The 16,473-nt window shown below is 65.6% G+C and carries 16 protein-coding genes; 14 read left to right on the forward strand and 2 right to left on the reverse strand.

Features of this window, described 5'->3' with window-relative positions; all coding sequences use genetic code 11:
• The first annotated feature begins 68 nt into the window (after window positions 1-68).
• The 7 genes from BLU17_RS19040 (at window position 69) to BLU17_RS19070 (ending at window position 7,181) form a co-directional block, all read left to right on the forward strand.
• A complete protein-coding gene (locus tag BLU17_RS19040; protein ID WP_091999632.1) occupies window positions 69-1,694 on the forward strand; it encodes an acyl-CoA mutase large subunit family protein in 1,626 nt (541 codons plus the stop codon).
• The gene (locus BLU17_RS19045) at window positions 1,691-2,131 is read left to right on the forward strand and encodes a cobalamin B12-binding domain-containing protein (RefSeq protein WP_091999635.1); all 441 of its coding nucleotides are present in this window, start codon (window positions 1,691-1,693) and stop codon (window positions 2,129-2,131) included. The genes BLU17_RS19040 and BLU17_RS19045 overlap by 4 nt, the downstream gene beginning before the upstream one ends.
• Window positions 2,128-3,279, forward strand: coding sequence for a CaiB/BaiF CoA transferase family protein (locus tag BLU17_RS19050; RefSeq protein WP_091999638.1), 1,152 nt, complete (start codon window positions 2,128-2,130; stop codon window positions 3,277-3,279). The genes BLU17_RS19045 and BLU17_RS19050 overlap by 4 nt, the downstream gene beginning before the upstream one ends.
• Window positions 3,276-4,229 (forward strand): GTP-binding protein, encoded by a 954-nt coding sequence (locus BLU17_RS19055; RefSeq protein ID WP_091999640.1) that lies wholly within the window; start codon window positions 3,276-3,278, stop codon window positions 4,227-4,229. Before BLU17_RS19050 ends, BLU17_RS19055 begins: the two co-directional genes overlap by 4 nt.
• Window positions 4,230-4,298: 69 nt before the next feature.
• A complete protein-coding gene (dctP, locus tag BLU17_RS19060; protein WP_091999715.1) occupies window positions 4,299-5,315 on the forward strand; it encodes a TRAP transporter substrate-binding protein DctP in 1,017 nt (338 codons plus the stop codon).
• 10 nt (window positions 5,316-5,325) lie between these two features.
• Complete coding sequence (locus BLU17_RS19065; RefSeq protein ID WP_091999643.1) at window positions 5,326-5,874, forward strand: TRAP transporter small permease; 549 nt, start codon at window positions 5,326-5,328, stop codon at window positions 5,872-5,874.
• Complete coding sequence (locus tag BLU17_RS19070) at window positions 5,871-7,181, forward strand: TRAP transporter large permease (protein WP_091999645.1); 1,311 nt, start codon at window positions 5,871-5,873, stop codon at window positions 7,179-7,181. Before BLU17_RS19065 ends, BLU17_RS19070 begins: the two co-directional genes overlap by 4 nt.
• On the opposite strand, the gene BLU17_RS19075 is transcribed toward BLU17_RS19070, so the two are convergent.
• Both BLU17_RS19075 and BLU17_RS19080 read right to left on the reverse strand, forming a co-directional pair.
• Window positions 7,174-8,196: a ketopantoate reductase family protein gene (locus BLU17_RS19075; RefSeq protein WP_176929137.1), complete on the reverse strand. Its 1,023-nt coding sequence runs from the start codon at window positions 8,194-8,196 to the stop codon at window positions 7,174-7,176. The genes BLU17_RS19070 and BLU17_RS19075 overlap by 8 nt on opposite strands.
• Before the next feature lie 7 nt (window positions 8,197-8,203).
• Window positions 8,204-8,914: a 4-carboxy-4-hydroxy-2-oxoadipate aldolase/oxaloacetate decarboxylase gene (locus BLU17_RS19080; protein ID WP_176929138.1), complete on the reverse strand. Its 711-nt coding sequence runs from the start codon at window positions 8,912-8,914 to the stop codon at window positions 8,204-8,206.
• A 232-nt stretch (window positions 8,915-9,146) separates the two neighbouring features.
• Here BLU17_RS19080 and BLU17_RS19085 point away from each other — a divergent pair, with 232 nt between their 5' ends.
• From BLU17_RS19085 to BLU17_RS19115, 7 genes are all read left to right on the forward strand, one after another.
• Complete coding sequence (locus tag BLU17_RS19085; protein ID WP_091999653.1) at window positions 9,147-10,043, forward strand: IclR family transcriptional regulator; 897 nt, start codon at window positions 9,147-9,149, stop codon at window positions 10,041-10,043.
• A 312-nt stretch (window positions 10,044-10,355) separates the two neighbouring features.
• Window positions 10,356-11,576, forward strand: coding sequence for an alpha-hydroxy acid oxidase (locus tag BLU17_RS19090; RefSeq protein WP_091999658.1), 1,221 nt, complete (start codon window positions 10,356-10,358; stop codon window positions 11,574-11,576).
• 42 nt (window positions 11,577-11,618) lie between these two features.
• Window positions 11,619-12,623 (forward strand): TRAP transporter substrate-binding protein DctP, encoded by a 1,005-nt coding sequence (gene dctP, locus BLU17_RS19095; RefSeq protein WP_218137029.1) that lies wholly within the window; start codon window positions 11,619-11,621, stop codon window positions 12,621-12,623.
• A gap of 22 nt (window positions 12,624-12,645) precedes the next feature.
• Complete coding sequence (locus BLU17_RS19100; protein ID WP_176929139.1) at window positions 12,646-13,212, forward strand: TRAP transporter small permease; 567 nt, start codon at window positions 12,646-12,648, stop codon at window positions 13,210-13,212.
• Window positions 13,209-14,513 carry a TRAP transporter large permease gene (locus tag BLU17_RS19105; protein ID WP_091999664.1) on the forward strand — a complete coding sequence of 435 codons (1,305 nt, stop codon included), beginning with the start codon at window positions 13,209-13,211 and terminating at the stop codon, window positions 14,511-14,513. The genes BLU17_RS19100 and BLU17_RS19105 overlap by 4 nt, the downstream gene beginning before the upstream one ends.
• Before the next feature lie 21 nt (window positions 14,514-14,534).
• Entirely contained in the window at window positions 14,535-15,470 is a 936-nt protein-coding gene (locus tag BLU17_RS19110) for an SMP-30/gluconolactonase/LRE family protein (protein ID WP_091999667.1), read from the forward strand.
• 30 nt (window positions 15,471-15,500) lie between these two features.
• Entirely contained in the window at window positions 15,501-16,379 is an 879-nt protein-coding gene (locus BLU17_RS19115; RefSeq protein ID WP_176929140.1) for a TauD/TfdA dioxygenase family protein, read from the forward strand.
• Window positions 16,380-16,473: the final 94 nt, after the last annotated feature.

Here is a 16,473-nt window from a genome sequence, read left to right on the forward strand (position 1 = left end):
GTCCGTATGCGCAGCCGAAACGGGGTGCGTCCGGCGACGCTCCGGCGATGATCTTTAGAGGGGATGGGATGAAGGCAAGCACAGTAGAACTCGACGAAGCGGTGAGCGTGCCGTACGCGGACCGCACGCCTTCCGGGCTGCATGTTCCGGTCGTGGTCGGCCCGGAGCAGGTGGCGGAGCGCACGGGCATCGGCGAGCCGGGGCGTTTTCCGTTCACGCGCGGCATTTTTCCGGATGGCTATCGCGGGCGGCTCTGGACGATGCGCCAATACTCGGGATTCGGCACGGCAGAAGAATCCAACGAGCGCTATCGCTTTCTGCTGCAACAGGGGCAGACGGGCCTTTCCGTCGCGCTCGACTTGCCGACCCAATGCGGACTCGATCCCGACGACCCGATGGCGCGTTCGGAAATCGGCAAAGTCGGCGTGTCGCTCTCGAACCTTTCCGAAATGGAGTTGCTGTTCAAGGGCATCGATTTAAGCCGCATTTCGACGTCCTTTACGATCAACGGCACGGCGGCGATGATCTACGCGATGTACGTGGCCTGCGCCGACAAGCAGGGTGTGCGACGCGAAAAGCTTACCGGCACGATCCAGAACGACATCCTGAAGGAGTATGTCGCGCGCGGCACGTGGATCTTTCCGGTGCGCCCTTCCATGCGCCTCATCGCCGACTCCATTCTGTACTCGAACGAAGTGTCGCCGCGTTTCAATCCTATTTCGATCGCGGGCGCGCACATGCGCGACGCGGGCTGCACGGCGGTCGAGGAGATGGCTTATACGCTCGCCAACGGCCTTGCCTATGTCGACGCCGTAGTCGCGCGCGGCGGTGACGTGGCGAAGTTCGCGCGGCGCCTGAGCTTCTTCTTCTACGTCCACATGGACTTGTTCGAGGAAGTCGCGAAATTTCGCGCGGGGCGGCGCGTCTGGGCGCGGCTCATCAAGGAGCGCTATGGCGTCGATGACGAAAAGGCGCAGATGTTCCGCTTCGGGGTGGTGTGCGGCGGCTCCTCGCTGACTTCGGCGCAGCCTTATAACAACATCGTGCGCGTCGCCATCGAAACCTGCGCGGCCGTGATGGGTGGGGCGCAGTCGGTGTTTACCTGCGCGTACGACGAGGCGTTCCAGATTCCCACCGAGTTCTCGGCCGAGATTGCGTTGCGCACGCAACAGATCATCGGCTACGAAAGCGGCATCGCGCGCACGGTCGATCCGCTCGGCGGCTCGTACTTCGTAGAAGAACTGACCGACCGCACCGAGAGCCGCATACGCGAGCTGATGGCCGAGATCGACGACTATGGCGGCGCCGTCAAGGCGATCGAAGACGGTTGGCTGCAACTGCGCATTGCGAACAGCGCGTTGCAACGCAAGCGCGATACGGACGCCCACGCGCGGCTCGTGGTCGGCCAGAACTGCTTCAGGCGCGAGGACCAGGCTGAGCAGCCCGGCGAGCTGTTCCACCTCAATCCGCAGGCGAGCGCCACCGTTCTCGAGCGGTTCGAACGCTTGCGCGACACGCGCAACGAAGCCGAGGCGCGCAAGACGCTCGCGGCACTCGGCGAGGCGGCGGCGCGCGAGGAGGGCAACCTGATGCCGTATCTCGTCGATTGTTGTCATGCATATGCGACGGTTGGGGAAATGGTTGCGCAATTGAAGGCGCAGTGGGGCGAATTCGAGGAGCCGGTACATCTATGAACGGACTGGATCAGGAAGCGCCGGTTGCGGGTGCAAGCGCCGCTCCGCTCAAGGGTAAACGCATACTTGTCGCGAAACCGGGCCTCGACGGCCACGATATCGGCGCGAAGGTGATCGCGCTGGCGTTTCGCGACGCGGGCGCGAGCGTGATCTACACGGGGTTGCGCAAGAGTCCTGAATATATCGTGCGCGTGGCCGTGGACGAGGACGTCGACGCGGTCGGCCTCTCCATTCTCTCGGGTAGCCATAACGAGCTCGTCGCGCGCACCGTGGCGCTGCTCGCGCAAAGCGGCGCGGGCGATATTCCCGTGTTCGTGGGCGGCACCATTCCGGCCGACGATCGCGCGGCGTTTCTGCGCTCAGGCATAAGCGGCGTGTTCACGAGCGACATGCCGCTCGACGACGTGATCGACGCCGTGGCGAAGGTGCTGCGATGAACGCGCCAGCGAACGCCGTGCGCGCGGGCCCGCTTGCCGGCATCCGCGTGATCGAGGTCGGTCATATGCTGATGGGCCCGTACTGCGGCATGCTGCTCGCCGATCTGGGCGCCCACGTCATCAAGATCGAGCCGCCCGAAGGCGACATCGGCCGCGCGATCAGCCCGTATTCGATCGGCCCGCACAACGCGTATTTCGCGAGCCTGAACCGCAGCAAGGAAAGCGTCGTGCTCGACCTGGCGAGCGAGGCGGGGCGGCATTCGCTCGAAGCGCTCGCCCGCGATGCGCATGCGCTCGTGACCAACCTGCGGCCTCTCGCGATACGCCGGCTCGGCCTGACCTACGAGCATCTGCGCCGGTTCAACGAGCGCATCGTGTGCGTCGCGCTCACCGGCTTCGGTCTCGACAGCCCGCATGCGGACCTCCCCGCCTACGATTACGTGATCCAGGCGCTGACCGGCATCATGAACCTTACCGGCGATCCGGGCGGGCCGCCCACGAAGGCGGGCTATTCGGCCGTCGACAATTCGACCGGCATCATGGGTGCGGTCGGTCTGCTCGCGAAGATCGTCGAAGGACGCGGCGGCCAGGTGGACATCGCGATGTTCGACGTGATGGTCTCGCAACTGAACTATCTTGCCGGCGCGGTGCTGAACGGCGGCGAGGAGCCCGCGCGGCACGCGCTGTCGTCGCATCCGTACATCGTGCCGGCGCAACTCTTCAGGACGCGCGACGACTGGCTCATGATCTTCATTACGCACGACAACTTCTGGCGCATCTTCGCGCAGCGTGTGGGGCGCCCCGAATGGATCACGCAGCCGGGTTTCGCCACCATGGCCGAACGGCGCGCGAATCGCACGGAGGTGGTTGCCGCGTTGTCGGCGCTGTTCGAGCGCGAGACCACGCAGCATTGGCTCGATCGCCTCGCCTCGTCGGGCGTGGTCGTTTCCCGGCTCGCGACGATTGCCGATGCGCTCGCGAGCGGCCAGATCGAGGCGCGCGAGATGGTGGTCGAGATCGAGTCGGAGGCGGGGCCGTTGAAGGTCGTCGGCAATCCGGTACGCATCGACGGCGTGCGCACGCACTATGGCTTGCCGCCGCTGCTCGGCGAGCATACGGCGGCGTGGGCGGCCGAACTGCCGACATGAGCGCCGCAGCGACGCAGCCGCAAGGCGGGCCCGAAGCGGCGCGATTGCGTTACGACGAAGGCGGTCTCGCCGGACGGCGCCAGCTTGCGCGCGATCTCTCGCGCTTGGCCGATGCTTCGGTTACCGAAGCATTGCGGTTGTTGCGCGACGAGGGCGCAGCAGCGAGCCGCCGCATCGGGTTCACCGGGCCGCCGGGCGCGGGCAAAAGCACGCTGATCGGCAGACTCGCGAAGTTGCGCGCCGCGCGTGGCGCGACGCTTGCGATCGTGGCCATCGACCCGAGCAGCCCGAAGTCATCGGGCGCGCTGCTGGGCGACCGCGTACGCATGGACGCGCTGCTCGCCGGAACCGACATATACATCCGTTCGCTGCCGAGCGGCCGGTCCGCGGACGGCCTGAGCGACAACCTGGCCGATGTGCTCGCCGCTATCGAGGCCGAAGGCTTCGCCGAGATCCTGATCGAGACGGTGGGCGTGGGCCAGGTCGAAGCCGGCGCGCGGGCGCTCGTCGACACGCTCGTGCTCGCGATGGGCCCGCAATCGGGCGACCAGATCCAGGCCATGAAGGCCGGCGTGCTCGAAACAGCGGACATCGTCGTGATAAACAAGGCCGATTTGCCGGGCGCCGAACGCATGGCGCAGGACATTCGCAACGTGCTCGAGCGTCGGAGCGGCGAAGGGCGGCGCGTGCCGCCGGTGCTGCTCACGCAGGCGAGCGACGCCGCTTCGATCGAGGCGCTGTCGCGCGCGATCGACGAACACGAGGCGTGGAGCGCGGTCCATGTCGACGCAGCGCAGGCGGCCGAAGCGCGCAGGCTCTGGCATGTGCGCAGTCTGCTTGGCCGCCGGGTGGCGGAGTTGATCGACGCGCTGCCGGCCAACGTTCGCGAGGCGAGCGTCGCGCAGATTTACCGCTATGTCGCGAATCTGATGCGCGAGAAGGACGCCTGATCCGGCCGTGCGAGCGTGTGACCCGAAGAACAACCGAAGAACAACACAATGAGACTGCAGGAGATCTGGATGAGACGGTTTCGCAACCTGATGTTCGCCGTGTCCGCCGCGCTGTGGCTGTTTGCCATCCCGCTTTCCGCGCGCGCGGACGACACGATCACCTTGAAGTTGGCCCACCAGTGGCCCGACGACCCGAACGACTACGTGGTGGCGACCGGCAAGAAGTTCGCCCAGGAAGTGATGCAGCGCTCGGGCGGCAAGATCCATATCGACATCTTCCCGGCCGAGTCTCTGGTCAAGGCGCTCAACATGCACACGGCCCTGCGCAACGGCAGCGTCGATCTCGCGATCTATCCGTATATCTACGCCGCGGGGGCCATTCCGCAGTTGAACCTCATCCTGCTTCCGGGCCTCTGGAAAACGCCGGAGGACGTGTACCGGTTCCGCACTTCGGCGCCGTGGAAGGAGCTCGAGGCGAAGATCGAGGCATACGGCTTCAAGACGCTCTGCTGGATCCAGATTTCGGGCGGCATGGCTTCGCGCTCGAAGCCCATCAACGTGCCCGCCGATCTCAAGCAGCAGAAGGTGCGCGGCGCGGGCAAGATGATGGAGGCCGCCTTGCAGAGCGCGGGGGCGAGTACCGTTTCGATGGCGTCTTCCGAAACCTATAGCGCGATGCAACTGGGCTTGCTCGACGGCCTGTGGACCTCGTCCGGCACGTTCGGGTCGTACCGCCTTTATGAAGTGGCGAAGTACTACAACTCGCCGGAGCAATACAGCATCTACTACACGATCGAGCCTGTCGCGATCAGCATGAAAACATGGAACCGCCTGACGCCGGCGCAGCAGAAGATCATGACCGACGTGGGCCAGAGCCTCGAACAAGCCGCATTCGAGGGCGCGAAAGCGGACGACCGGCGCGTGACGCAACTGTTCGCGAGCCACGGCGTGCAGATTCACCAGATGACGCTCGACGAGTGGAACCAGTGGCAGAAGCTGTTCCAGCAGGTCAGCTTCCCGAAGTTCCGCAACGAAGTGCCGGACGGCGCGCGTCTGCTCGATCAAAGCGTGGCGCTCTACAAGTAGGAGCGAGGGCATGCGACATCCATTCGATCGTTACACGCGGCTGCTCGATCTGTTCTACAAGGGCGTCGAACTTTCGGTGGGCATGACCGTCATCGCCACGGTGGGGGTGATCTCGTATGGCGTGCTCGCGCGCGAGGTTCTGCATCTGTCCGACGTGTGGGTGACCGAAGTCACGACATACCTCATGGCGTACATGACGTTCGTCGGCACCTCGGCGCTGGCCTGGCAGTCGCGGCATCTCCAGGTGGACGTGCTCGGGCACTGCGTGGGCGCGCGGGCGCGGCGCGTGCTGGCGTTCGCGTCGGCGCTGGTCGTGGCGGCGGTGGCGCTCGTGGTCGCGGTGCTCGCGGTCGAATTCTGGTGGGACGCATGGACGAGCGGTGAACGCTCCTGGGGGATGTTCTCGCTGCCTCTGTGGATTCCGTATCTATGCCTCGTGGCCGGCTCGGTCATGCTCGTGCTCGCCCAACTGAGCCGGCTCCTCGCGATCGCGGTGACGGGCGCGAGAAGCCTGCGGCACGACACGCTCGACGAACTCGCGCTCGGGAGGGAGAAGTGAATCAGCTCTTCATTGGCGCGGGCATGTTCGGCGGCCTGCTCGCGGTACTGTCCTTCGGTGTGCCGATTGCGTTCGCGCTGCTGTTCGTCGCGCTCGTCTCGCTCTTCGTGACGGGCGGAGGCTGGGACGCGCTGAATCTCATCGCCAGCACGTACTGGGGATCGGTCGCTTCGTTCACGCTCACTTCGGTGCCGATGTTCATGTTCATGGGCGCCATCGTTTCCGCATCGGGCATGGGCGCGCGGCTCTACGGCGCGATGGCGACGATACTGGACGGGATGCCGGGCGGCCTCGCCGTGGCGACGACGCTTGCATGCGGCGTGATGGCGGCGGTTTCCGGGTCGAGCGTTGCCACGGCAGCGGCCGTGGGCGGTTTTGCGGTGTCGGAAATGCGGCGCCACGGCGTGCCTTCCGGGCATGCCTGCGGGTCGGTGGCTGCCGGGGGCACCCTCGGCATCCTTCTGCCGCCCAGCATTCCGCTGATCGTCTACAGCGTGATTGCCGAGCAGTCCATCGGGCGGCTTTTCGTGGCGACGCTGGTGCCCGGCGTCATGATGGCCGCCGCCTTCGGCATCTATCAGATCGCGCTCGCGTTGCGCCGCCGCGAGCCCGGCGCGCCGCGGCGCACGCGGGCGCTTGCGCCGCTCAAGGCGCGCGTACTCGCGCTCAAGGACATCGGACCGTTCGCACTGCTGATTCTCATCATTCTCGGCTCGCTGTACCGCGGCCTCGCCACGCCGCAGGAGGCGGCCTCGCTCGGCATCGTCGCGAGCCTGATCCTTGCCGGCGCGGTGTATCGCGAGCTGACGTGGAGGAAGTTTCGCGAGATCCTCGTGAACGCCGCGCAAAGCAGCGTGATGATTCTCGCGGTGATTTCCTCGGCCATCGTGTTCGGCTACGTGATGACCACGAGCCAGGTCGCCATCTCGCTCACGCAGGCCGTTGCGGGCGCACACGTCGCGCCGTGGGTGTTGTTCGTGAGCATCAATCTGCTGCTGATCTTTCTGGGCTGCTTCATGGAGACGATCGCGATCATCGTCGTGACGATGCCCGTGCTCGTGCCGGTGGTGCAGGCCTATCACTGGAACCTCGTGTGGTTCGGCGTGGTGGTGGTCATCAACATGGAGATGGCGCTGATCCACCCGCCGGTGGGCCTCAATCTGTTCGTGGTGCGCAGCGTGGCGCCCGACGTGCCGCTGCGCCGCATCGTGTTCGGCACGCTGCCGTACGTGTTCATCATGGCGATGGTGCTCGCGCTGATCGGCGTGTTCCCGCAATTGACCATGCTGATTCCCGCCGCTACGTGAGCGAGTCCGCATCCGCGTCCTCCAGCCGGGGCGCGAGTGCGAGGCCGCGCAGCAGCGCGAGAACGGTGGTGATGGCAGGGCAGGGCACGCCGGCTTCTTCGCCGATCTGCCTGACCTGTCCGACGATGGCCTCCGTCTCGAGCGGGGCGCGGTGCAGGACGTCCTGCAGCATGGACGGTTTGATACCCCGCCAGGGCGGTGCGTCCGCCGGCGCGCCGCCGTTTGCGAGCGCGGCCCGGATACGCGCGGGCGCGTCCCCGATCTGCATGCCGCATGCGCGTGCGATGGCCGCGACTTCGTCGGCCAGCTGGAGGCACAGGTTTTCGAGTCCGGGAACGCCTCGGAGCGCGTCGATCGGCAGGCGCGTCAAAGCGCACACGACGTTGAGCGGGACGTTGCGCGACACCTTCATCCAGATCTCACGGCGCAGGTCGGTGCAGGCCTCGGCGGCGAGTCCCGTGTGCGCGAGCAGCGACACGGTCGTTTGCAGCCGCCCGGTGAGCGTTCCATCCGGTTCGCCGGCTATCCAGCGGTTCTGGCCGCTGTGGCGAATCACGCCGGGGGCGGCGATCTCGTTGGCCGAGTAGACCACGCAACCGAGCACATGTTCGGGCCGCACGGTGTTCCACAGACGTGCGCCCGGATCGACGAGCGGCAGCGGGCCGCGCGAGCCGGTGCCGTGCCGCCACCACCAGGGGATGCCGTTCGCGACGAAGACAACCCAGCCCGCCGCCCCGCGCAGCGCAGCAATCGCTTCGGCGGCGTCGGCCTGAGCGAAGGCCTTGAGCGTGACGAACACGATGTCCTGCGCCGGGAGATCGGCCGGCGTATCCGTCGCGGCGGCCGGATGTGTGACGGATCGTTCGGTACCCGAAAGAATGGTGAGTCCGCTGGCGCGAATCGCGGCCAGATGCGCACCGCGCGCGATGATCGAGACGTCGTGTCCGCCGCCCGCGATGAGGCGGCTGGCGAGGTAGCCGCCGACCGCGCCGGCGCCGAACAGGGCGAGCTTCATCGGGCGTTCAGGCGCCGCGTGGGCAGGGCGCGTCGATTTCCTCGACGTCGAGTTGCGCATACGAGTCCGCAGCGCCGCTCGTGTGCCAGGGGTGCGCGCCTTCCGCGATCGCGCGGATGGCGGACTCGTCGCGCGCCATACGCTGGAATGCGGCTTCGACGACGGCTTGCGCATCGGCATGCGGGACCACCACCACGCCGTCGCCGTCTGCGATTACCAGGTCGCCGGGGTGCACGACCACGCCGTCGCATGACACGGGCGTATTGACCGAGCCGTGGCCGGCTTTGAGCGGTCGCGCGGGCGAGATCAGCGTGGACCACACCGGAAAGCGCATCTTTTCGAGCGTATTCGTGTCGCGGATGCAGCCTTGCACGACGACGCCGGCAAGTCCTTTCGCCGCCGCATAGTGCGCCGCGACGTCGCCCCACTGCGCGCCGGAGTTTTCCGCGTGGGTGACGACCACCAGCACGTCGCCGCGTTGCGCGAGATAGAGCGCGCGATGCATCATCAGGTTGTCGCCCGGCGCGCAAACGGCAGTGATCGCCGACCCCGCGACCGTGAGCCCGCGATTCAGGGCGCGCATGCGTGGCGTCATGAGTCCGCTGCGGGCGTTGGGGCCCATTGCCTCGTGAACGTCCGCGGTGCTCAACTGGACCGCGCGCTCGCAGAGCGCTGCCGGGATGCGCTCGACCTGTGTGTAGACCTTCGAAATGCCCATGGTGTCCTCCGTAAAGATGGACTCCGATATTGAATGGCACGTTCGAGGCGAACAAGCGCGCATGTCGCGCGTGTTTTGCAATGTGAACCATTGCACGCCTCGTGCATCGCCGGCGAAACCGGTGCTTGCGGGATTTCTCTAGCGGTACTGAAGGCCGCGTCGCGCTAGTATCGAAAGGCGCATCAGCCGGCTGGCGGCTTCGAAGCCATGAACGACCACGCGAGGAAATGCGATGCCATCCCATACCCTTGACACCGGCGCGATATCCGCAACGTCGATCCATCAGATGCTTGCATGCGGTCTGGTTTGCGCGGGCACGCCAATCGACGAAGTCTCCATATCGGATGAAACGGGGCGGCCGCGTTCGGGCACGCAGAGCCTCGAGCGCGCGATTTGCCTGCTGCGCGAACTGGCGTCGCGCAACCGCGCGGGGTGGCGACTCGGCGAGCTGGCCGCGCGCTGCGAGATCGACAAGGGCTCGGCGCACCGGCTGCTCGCTTGCCTGATTCGCGAGCGTCTCGTCGAGCAGCGGTCTTCCGACCGGCGCTATCAGCTTGGGCCGTTGTTGTGGGAGCTTGCGCTTTCCGCGCCGCCCCGCACGGCGCCGCCCGATGTCTGCCGCGAGCGGCTAACGGCCGTGGCGAGGCGTTTTGGCGGACTCGCGTTCCTGATGCTGAGGAGCGGCAACGAGTATGTCTGCGCAATGCGCGCGGGTCACGCGGAGCTGCGCGCGATATCGGTCGAAGCGGGCACGCGCCGACCGCTCATCACGTCGGCGGGCGGCGTCTCGATCCTGCTCGCGCTGCCGGAATACGACGCGCAGCGCATCCGCGCGAACAATATTCGCCAGGAACTGTCGCGCTGCGGCGATGTGCGCTTGAGGAGCCTCGACCAGATGTACCGCCGTTCCCAGGCCTTCGGCTACGGTGTGAACCTCGGCGACGTGGTGCCCGGCATCCACGCCGTCGGCGTGCCCGTGTTCAGCCGGCCAGGCAAGCCGGTTGCCTCCCTCTGCCTGATGACCTGGTCGGACAGCCTGCCCGAAGCGCGCGTGGACGAAGCCTGCGAGGCGCTCATGGCGGAGGCGCCGGCTGCCGTGGCCTGTTGCACGGCTGAAGTAGCCGCCTGAAGTAGACGCCTGAAGTAGACGCCTGAAGTTTCAGCCCGAAAGTTTCAGCCCGAAAGTTTCCGCCAGAAAGTTGCCACTTGACGTCGCGGCGTGACGTGGCGCCCGGGTTTTGTGCCTGAACGCACCGCTTGCGGCATCTCCGCTTTGGGGATGTGCGTCGGCGGCGCGTTGACGTCCCCGCGACGGTGCCGCACACCGCGCGCTTGCGCAGCGCAAAAAAGTTCACACTGCAAAACGCGGCGCCGCCACTCGATTGCCGCTGTCCTGATCGCCCGACACAATGAATCGACAGGACAACGGATAAGGACCGGCATGGACATCGAGAAGGCCATCAATCTCGACGATCTGCGGCTGCTGGCGAGGAAGCGGCTGCCGCGGATCGCGTTCGACTTCATCGAAGGCGGTGCAGACGACGAGCGCTGTCTCGCGCGCAACCGGGAGGCGTTTCAGCGCTATCGACTGGTGCCGCGCTACCTCGTGGACGTGTCGCGGCGCGACCAGTCCTGCACGTTGCTCGGACGCACCTATGCGAGCCCGTTCGGCATTTCGCCGACCGGCCTCGCGGGCCTGTTCCGGCCGAACGCGGACTTGATGCTCGCGGCGGAAGCGGCGGCGGCGAACATCCCGTACCTGATGTCGAGCGCGAGCACCGATTCGATCGAGGAAGCGGCGAAGATCGCGCCGCACAACACGTGGTTTCAGATCTATGGCACGCGCAACGACACGATCAACGACGATCTCGTTCGACGCGCCCGCGACGCCGCCATCGAAACGCTGGTGTTGACCGTGGACGTGCCGGTCAACTCGAATCGCGAACGCAATCGCCGCAACGGCTTCACGCGGCCGCTCAAGCTTTCGCCCGCGATCGTGCTGGAGGCGATGGGCCATCCGCTCTGGGTGCTGCGCTATCTGCGCAGCGGCGGCATGCCGATGATGAAGAACTGGGCACATTACGCGCCGCCCGGCGCCCGGGCGGGCGACGTGGCCGACCTGTACGGCACGCTCACGCCCGCACCCGCCACCACGTGGCGCTCGCTCGAGCGCGTGCGCGATCTGTGGCCGGGCAAGCTCGTCGTGAAAGGCATCCTGCACCATCGCGACGCCGCGCTTGCCGCCAACGCGGGGGTGGACGGCATCATCGTTTCCAATCACGGCGGGCGGCAGCTCGACGGCGCGCCGTCGCCGGTCGAGATGCTGCCGGCGATCAAGACCGCCGTCGGCGGGCGCGTGGAGTTGATGCTCGACAGCGGCGTGCGGCGCGGCACGGACGTGGTCGTCGCGTTGTGCCTCGGCGCGCGGGCCGTGACGTTCGGGCGGCCCACGCTCTACGGGGCAGCCGCCGGCGGCCGGCCCGGCGTGCGCAAGGCCATCGAGATCATGCGCCGCGAGGTGGACGTCGTGATGGCGCAGATCGGTTGCGCGAGCCTCAATGAACTTGGTACTGCGAATCTTCACGACTGGCCACCAGGCGAAGTGGCAAGGCGGGCCGAAATGCTGCGCCACGACGGCGACGCGGTACTGAACGCCGGTTAGCGGCAGCGCCGCCATTCCGAGACCAAAAAAAGGAGACACCCAGTGAAAAAGCCCACCCGTTTCTTGGCCGCTCCGTGGGGGCGCGCCGCGCTCGCCGTGTGCGTGCTGTGCACTGCGGTCTATGCCCACGCGGCGGTCATGTGGCGCGCCTATACGTACAACGCGGCGGCTACGGTCACGGCCGTGAAGGGACTCAACGCGCTTTTCGAGCAGATTCGCAGCGACACGGACAATGCGCTCTCGATCCGCCTCAACCTGGGCGGCACGCTAGCCATCAGCGCGACGAATATCACGGAAGCCGTGGCGGGTAACGTCGTGCAGATGGGCGACGACGCCTTCTTCGTGGGCAGCGTGCCGGTGGGCGGCACCGTGCGCCTGCCGATGCTGATCGGCGACCGCGCCGCGTTCGACCGCGGCTGGGCCGCCGAAGCGCCTTTTCTCAAGGCGGCCTACGACAGGAAGGGCGTCGTGCTGCTCGGCCACTACACGTTCCCGATCAACGTGATCTGGTCGCGCAGGAAGCTCACCACGCTTGCGGACATCGCGGGCCAGAAGATCCGCGTCATTTCGCCGGAGCAGGCCGAGTTTATCCAGCGCCTCGGCGGCATTCCCGTGACGCTCGGGACATCGGAAGTCGCGGCGGCGCTCGACCGAGGTGTGATCGACGGCGTGACGACCGCGAGTTCGGGCTATGGCTACATCTGGCGCGACCTGCTCAAGTATCGCTACAACCTCAACATCAGCTTCATCGACTCGCTGATTCTGGTGAACAAGCAGGCATGGGCGGCGCTGCCGCCGCAAACCCAGGCGAAGGTGCAGCAGGACGTCGATGCGGCCACCGCCCGCATCTCCGACGCGATGGCCGAGGAAGAAGACCGCTTGACGAGCCAGCTCGGCAGCAGCGGCATTACCGTGACCACGCCGACGCCGGCCGACATGGCGCAGGCGCGGCGCCTCATCTCGCCTTACTGGGACTCGTGGGCGAACGCGCGAGGCGGCACGGCCGAGCAGGCGCTGTCGAAGGTTCGCGCCGCGATCGAGAGGTGATGTCATGAAAGCAGGCATTGTCATGGCCAAGGCACCTGAAACCCCGGAGATTGCAGTGCGTGCGTTCGCCGGGAACGAGACGCCGGGCGAGGAGACGGGCGAAAGCCGCATCGACTGGGTGTGCCGATGGGTCACCCAGCTCGCGGTTATCGCGCTGATCCTGATGATCGCAACCGAAGTGATCGCACGCAGCGTGTTCCACCTCTCGCTCGAAGTGACGGACGAACTGGGCGGCTATGCGCTGATCGTCGTCACGTTCGTGAGCTTGCCCACCTGCCAGGCACAGGGCGCCTTCCACCACGTGCACTTTCTCGACGCGAGGCTCGGGCCGCTCGCCCGCGCGGTGCTGCGAGCCGTGTTCAGCGCGGTGAGCCTCGCCGCCATCGCCATCCTGTGCTGGCAGTTCGTGCTGTTCGCACTGACGAGCTGGCAGTCCGGCGACGTCGCGGCAACCACGCTGCTGACGCCGCTGTGGATCCCGCGCGCGATCATGTGCTTCGGCTCCGCGTGCCTGTGTCTTTCGCTGTGCCGCACGCTGCATCGCGACTGGCGTTGCATCGCGAACCTCTTGCACGGGAGAAACGCATGATCGCGCACATCGAACTCGCCGTGACGTTTCTGCTCTTTCTCGGCCTGCTCGGCGCGGGCATGGCGGTGCCGTTCGCCATTCTCGTGCCGGCGCTCGCGTACCTTTACATGCAGGGCGGTGTGGCGGCATTCGGCGGCATCGGGCTGACGAGCTGGGGCAGCATGAACAGCTACACGCTCACGGCCATTCCGCTCTTTATCCTGATGGCCGAGTGCATTCAGGCAAGCGGACTCGGCTTTCGCGTATATGGCGGCCTTGCGCGGCTTTTTCGGCGCATGCCGGGCGGCCTTGTTCAGACCAACCTGATAGGCTGCGCGCTCTTCGCCGCCGTGAGCGGCTCGAGCATCGCCACGGCGGCAGCCGTGGGCAACGTGGCGTTGCCGCAGCTCGGCGCGCGCTGCTACGACCGCAAGCTCTCCACCGGCTCGCTCGCCGCCGGCGGCACGCTGGGCATTCTGTTTCCTCCGAGCATTGCGCTGATCGTCTACGGCACCTTCACGGAAACTTCGGTTGCCAAACTGTTCATGGCCGGCGTCGTGCCCGGCGTCTTGCTCACGATGCTGTTCGTGATCTACGTGGCCGTTCGCGCCTTGATGCGTCCGGACCTCGTGGAAACGCCCGACGAAACCCCGACGCGCCTCGCCATCCTGGTTCGCGCGCTGTGCGACGTGCTGCCGCTCGGGTTGCTCGTGGGCGGCGTGCTGGGCGCAATCTACGCGGGTATCGCCACGCCGACCGAAGCTGCGGCTGTCGGCTGCATCGCGGCGATGATGATCTGCCGTCTCTTTGCCACCTTCACCTGGAAAACGCTCACGACCTCGCTGCGCAAGGCCACGCTCATCGTCGGCAACATCATCTTCATCACTTACGCCGCCTACATTTTTTCGTATGCGATGACGTATGCGGGCGTTGGCGAGGAAATCACGTCGTTCATCGTGGGGCTGCATTTGACGAAGCCTCAGTTCTTCATCGCGCTACTGGTTCTCTATACGGTGCTCGGCGCGTTGATCGAGAGCCTTGGCATGATCGTCATCACGGTGCCGTTGCTTGCGCCGGTGCTTGCCAGTTACGGCATCGACCCGGTCTGGTTCGGCGTGGTGGTCGTGATGTTCATCGAAATGGGGCAGATTACGCCGCCCATCGGCATCAATCTGTTCGTAATCCAGAGTATTTCAAAAGGCTCTATCACGGAAGTCGTGCAGGGCACGATTCCCTTTCATCTCATCATGTTCGCGTTGCTTGCGCTGCTGATGGCATTTCCGCAAATCGCCCTGTGGCTACCCACGCGCATGATCGGCTAACCATACCCGGGAGACGCATTCATGTTCGATCCACCCACGAGACTCAAACCCGAGCTGTTCGCGAGGATTCCTGAGCGCCTGCACGTAAATGAGCGCACGTCGCAATGGGTCAACGTGCAGCAGCATGGAAACCCGACGCCCGTTTTCCTCGAAGGGCCATCGTTCGACCACGAGGGCAATCTCTGGGTCGTCGACATACCGTGGGGCCGCCTCTTCAGGATCACGCCGCGGGGTGACGTGACGCTCGAACTGGAGTACGACGGCGAACCGAACGGACTCAAGTTTCACCCCGACGGACGCGCCTTCATCGCCGATTACCGGCACGGCATCATGGTCTTCGATCCGGCGAAGGGGACGATCGAACCGTATTTCGTGCGGCCCACGCTCGAACGCTTCAAGGGCTGCAACGACCTGTTCTTCGCGTCGAACGGCGATCTTTACTTCACGGACCAGGGACAGACGGGTCTGCACGACCCGACGGGCCGGCTTTACAGGCTGCGCACGGACGGGAGGCTCGACTGTGTGCTCAGCAACGTGCCGAGCCCCAACGGGCTCGTGCTCAATCTCGACGAGACGGCCGTGTATCTCGCCGTCACGCGCGACAACGCCATCTGGCGCGTGCCGCTACTCGCGGACGGCACGGCCACGAAAGTCGGCGTCTATCTGCAGATGTCGGGAGGAGGCGGGCCGGACGGGATCGCGCTCGACGAGCAGGGCGGCCTCGCGGTCTGCCATGTGGGCTTCGGCGCCGTCTGGATTTTCAGCGCGAAGGGCGAGCCGCTCTACCGGATCGATTCGCCCTTCTCGTTGACCACGACGAACTGCGCGTACGGCGGCCCGGAAAACCGCGACCTTTTTATCGTCGACTCGCGCGCCGGCTGCATCCTGAAGGTCGAGGTGCCCGTGCCCGGCAAGCGTATGTACTCGCATGCCGGGCGAAGCAACCGAACCGAATGAACGATCAGATCAATGAAACGGAGCAATGAGATGGAAACGTTGGACAGACTGGACGGCACGCCGCTCAAGGAAGGCGTGGCTTTCGAAGTGCGTGCGAAGGTAGGCGACTTTCTGGACGGCAGACGGCCGATCGAGCAGCTGGAAGCGCTCTGGCGCGAGTACCCGGTGCTGATCTTCCGGCGCGAGTCCGTGCTGGAAGAAGAACTGGTGGCTTTTTCCTCGTTGCTTGGCGAGTGCGAGGCGGTGAGCCGCAAAGACATCCTTTCTCCTTACTCCGACAAGATCATTTATTTCAGCACGTTGCGCTACGCGGACGGACGCAATCTTGGCGGTTTTGCGGGCGGCGAGGACGTCGACTGGCATTCGGATCAGACTTTTCGCCCCGCGCCATCCACCGGTGCGATTCTCTATGGTGTCGAGGTGCCGCGCGACGGCGGCGATATCTACTGGGCCGACCAGTATCGCGCGTGGTCGCTGCTGCCCGAGGAGGTGCGCCGCAAGATCGACGGCAGGACCGGCACCTATCGCTATGCGAAGCGCCTCGCGATCATGAACGCCACCGAACTGAAGGGTAAATTCGACGAACTTTCGCGCGCCCCCGACGTGCGCCATCCCGTTGTGCTCGAACATCCGGTTACCGGCCGCAAGGCGCTCTATGCCGACCCGACGACACTCGTGTCCATCGATGGGCTGACCGAGGAGGAGAACGCGCGCATCCTGCCGGTGCTGTTCGCGGCCGGCGGCGACGCGTCGGCGGTCTATCGTCACAAGGTGCTCTCCGGCGACCTCATGATGTGGGACAACGGCTGTACGATGCACCGTCGCGACGTGATGACGCTCGAACAGCCTCGGTTGATGAAGCGCACGACTTTCCGGTTGCCGGCGGCCAGATACTGCGTGCCGCACTAAGAAGCTGTTGCGAAATTAAGTTTCTGGGCTGTTAACTTTTCTGACTTGGTGTTAACTTCCTGTCTTGTTTTGCCCGACAGGAAGCGATGCCTAA

Origin of the sequence: Paraburkholderia lycopersici, from assembly GCF_900096975.1 — a bacterium.
In the GTDB taxonomy this organism is placed as follows: domain Bacteria; phylum Pseudomonadota; class Gammaproteobacteria; order Burkholderiales; family Burkholderiaceae; genus Paraburkholderia; species Paraburkholderia lycopersici.

Bases quoted from the DNA above. Each gene is read 5' to 3' on its own strand.
- BLU17_RS19090 (WP_091999658.1), top strand. From the start codon at position 10,356: ATGGACATCGAGAAGGCCATCAATCTCGACGATCTGCGGCTGCTGGCG.
- BLU17_RS19050 (WP_091999638.1), top strand. From the start codon at position 2,128: ATGAACGCGCCAGCGAACGCCGTGCGCGCGGGCCCGCTTGCCGGCATC.
- BLU17_RS19065 (WP_091999643.1), top strand. From the start codon at position 5,326: ATGCGACATCCATTCGATCGTTACACGCGGCTGCTCGATCTGTTCTAC.
- BLU17_RS19105 (WP_091999664.1), top strand. From the start codon at position 13,209: ATGATCGCGCACATCGAACTCGCCGTGACGTTTCTGCTCTTTCTCGGC.
- BLU17_RS19115 (WP_176929140.1), top strand. From the start codon at position 15,501: ATGGAAACGTTGGACAGACTGGACGGCACGCCGCTCAAGGAAGGCGTG.
- BLU17_RS19075 (WP_176929137.1), bottom strand. From the start codon at position 8,196: ATGAAGCTCGCCCTGTTCGGCGCCGGCGCGGTCGGCGGCTACCTCGCC.
- BLU17_RS19085 (WP_091999653.1), top strand. From the start codon at position 9,147: ATGCCATCCCATACCCTTGACACCGGCGCGATATCCGCAACGTCGATC.
- dctP (WP_091999715.1), top strand. From the start codon at position 4,299: ATGAGACGGTTTCGCAACCTGATGTTCGCCGTGTCCGCCGCGCTGTGG.
- BLU17_RS19110 (WP_091999667.1), top strand. From the start codon at position 14,535: ATGTTCGATCCACCCACGAGACTCAAACCCGAGCTGTTCGCGAGGATT.
- BLU17_RS19055 (WP_091999640.1), top strand. From the start codon at position 3,276: ATGAGCGCCGCAGCGACGCAGCCGCAAGGCGGGCCCGAAGCGGCGCGA.
- BLU17_RS19040 (WP_091999632.1), top strand. From the start codon at position 69: ATGAAGGCAAGCACAGTAGAACTCGACGAAGCGGTGAGCGTGCCGTAC.
- BLU17_RS19100 (WP_176929139.1), top strand. From the start codon at position 12,646: ATGGCCAAGGCACCTGAAACCCCGGAGATTGCAGTGCGTGCGTTCGCC.
- BLU17_RS19080 (WP_176929138.1), bottom strand. From the start codon at position 8,914: ATGGGCATTTCGAAGGTCTACACACAGGTCGAGCGCATCCCGGCAGCG.
- BLU17_RS19045 (WP_091999635.1), top strand. From the start codon at position 1,691: ATGAACGGACTGGATCAGGAAGCGCCGGTTGCGGGTGCAAGCGCCGCT.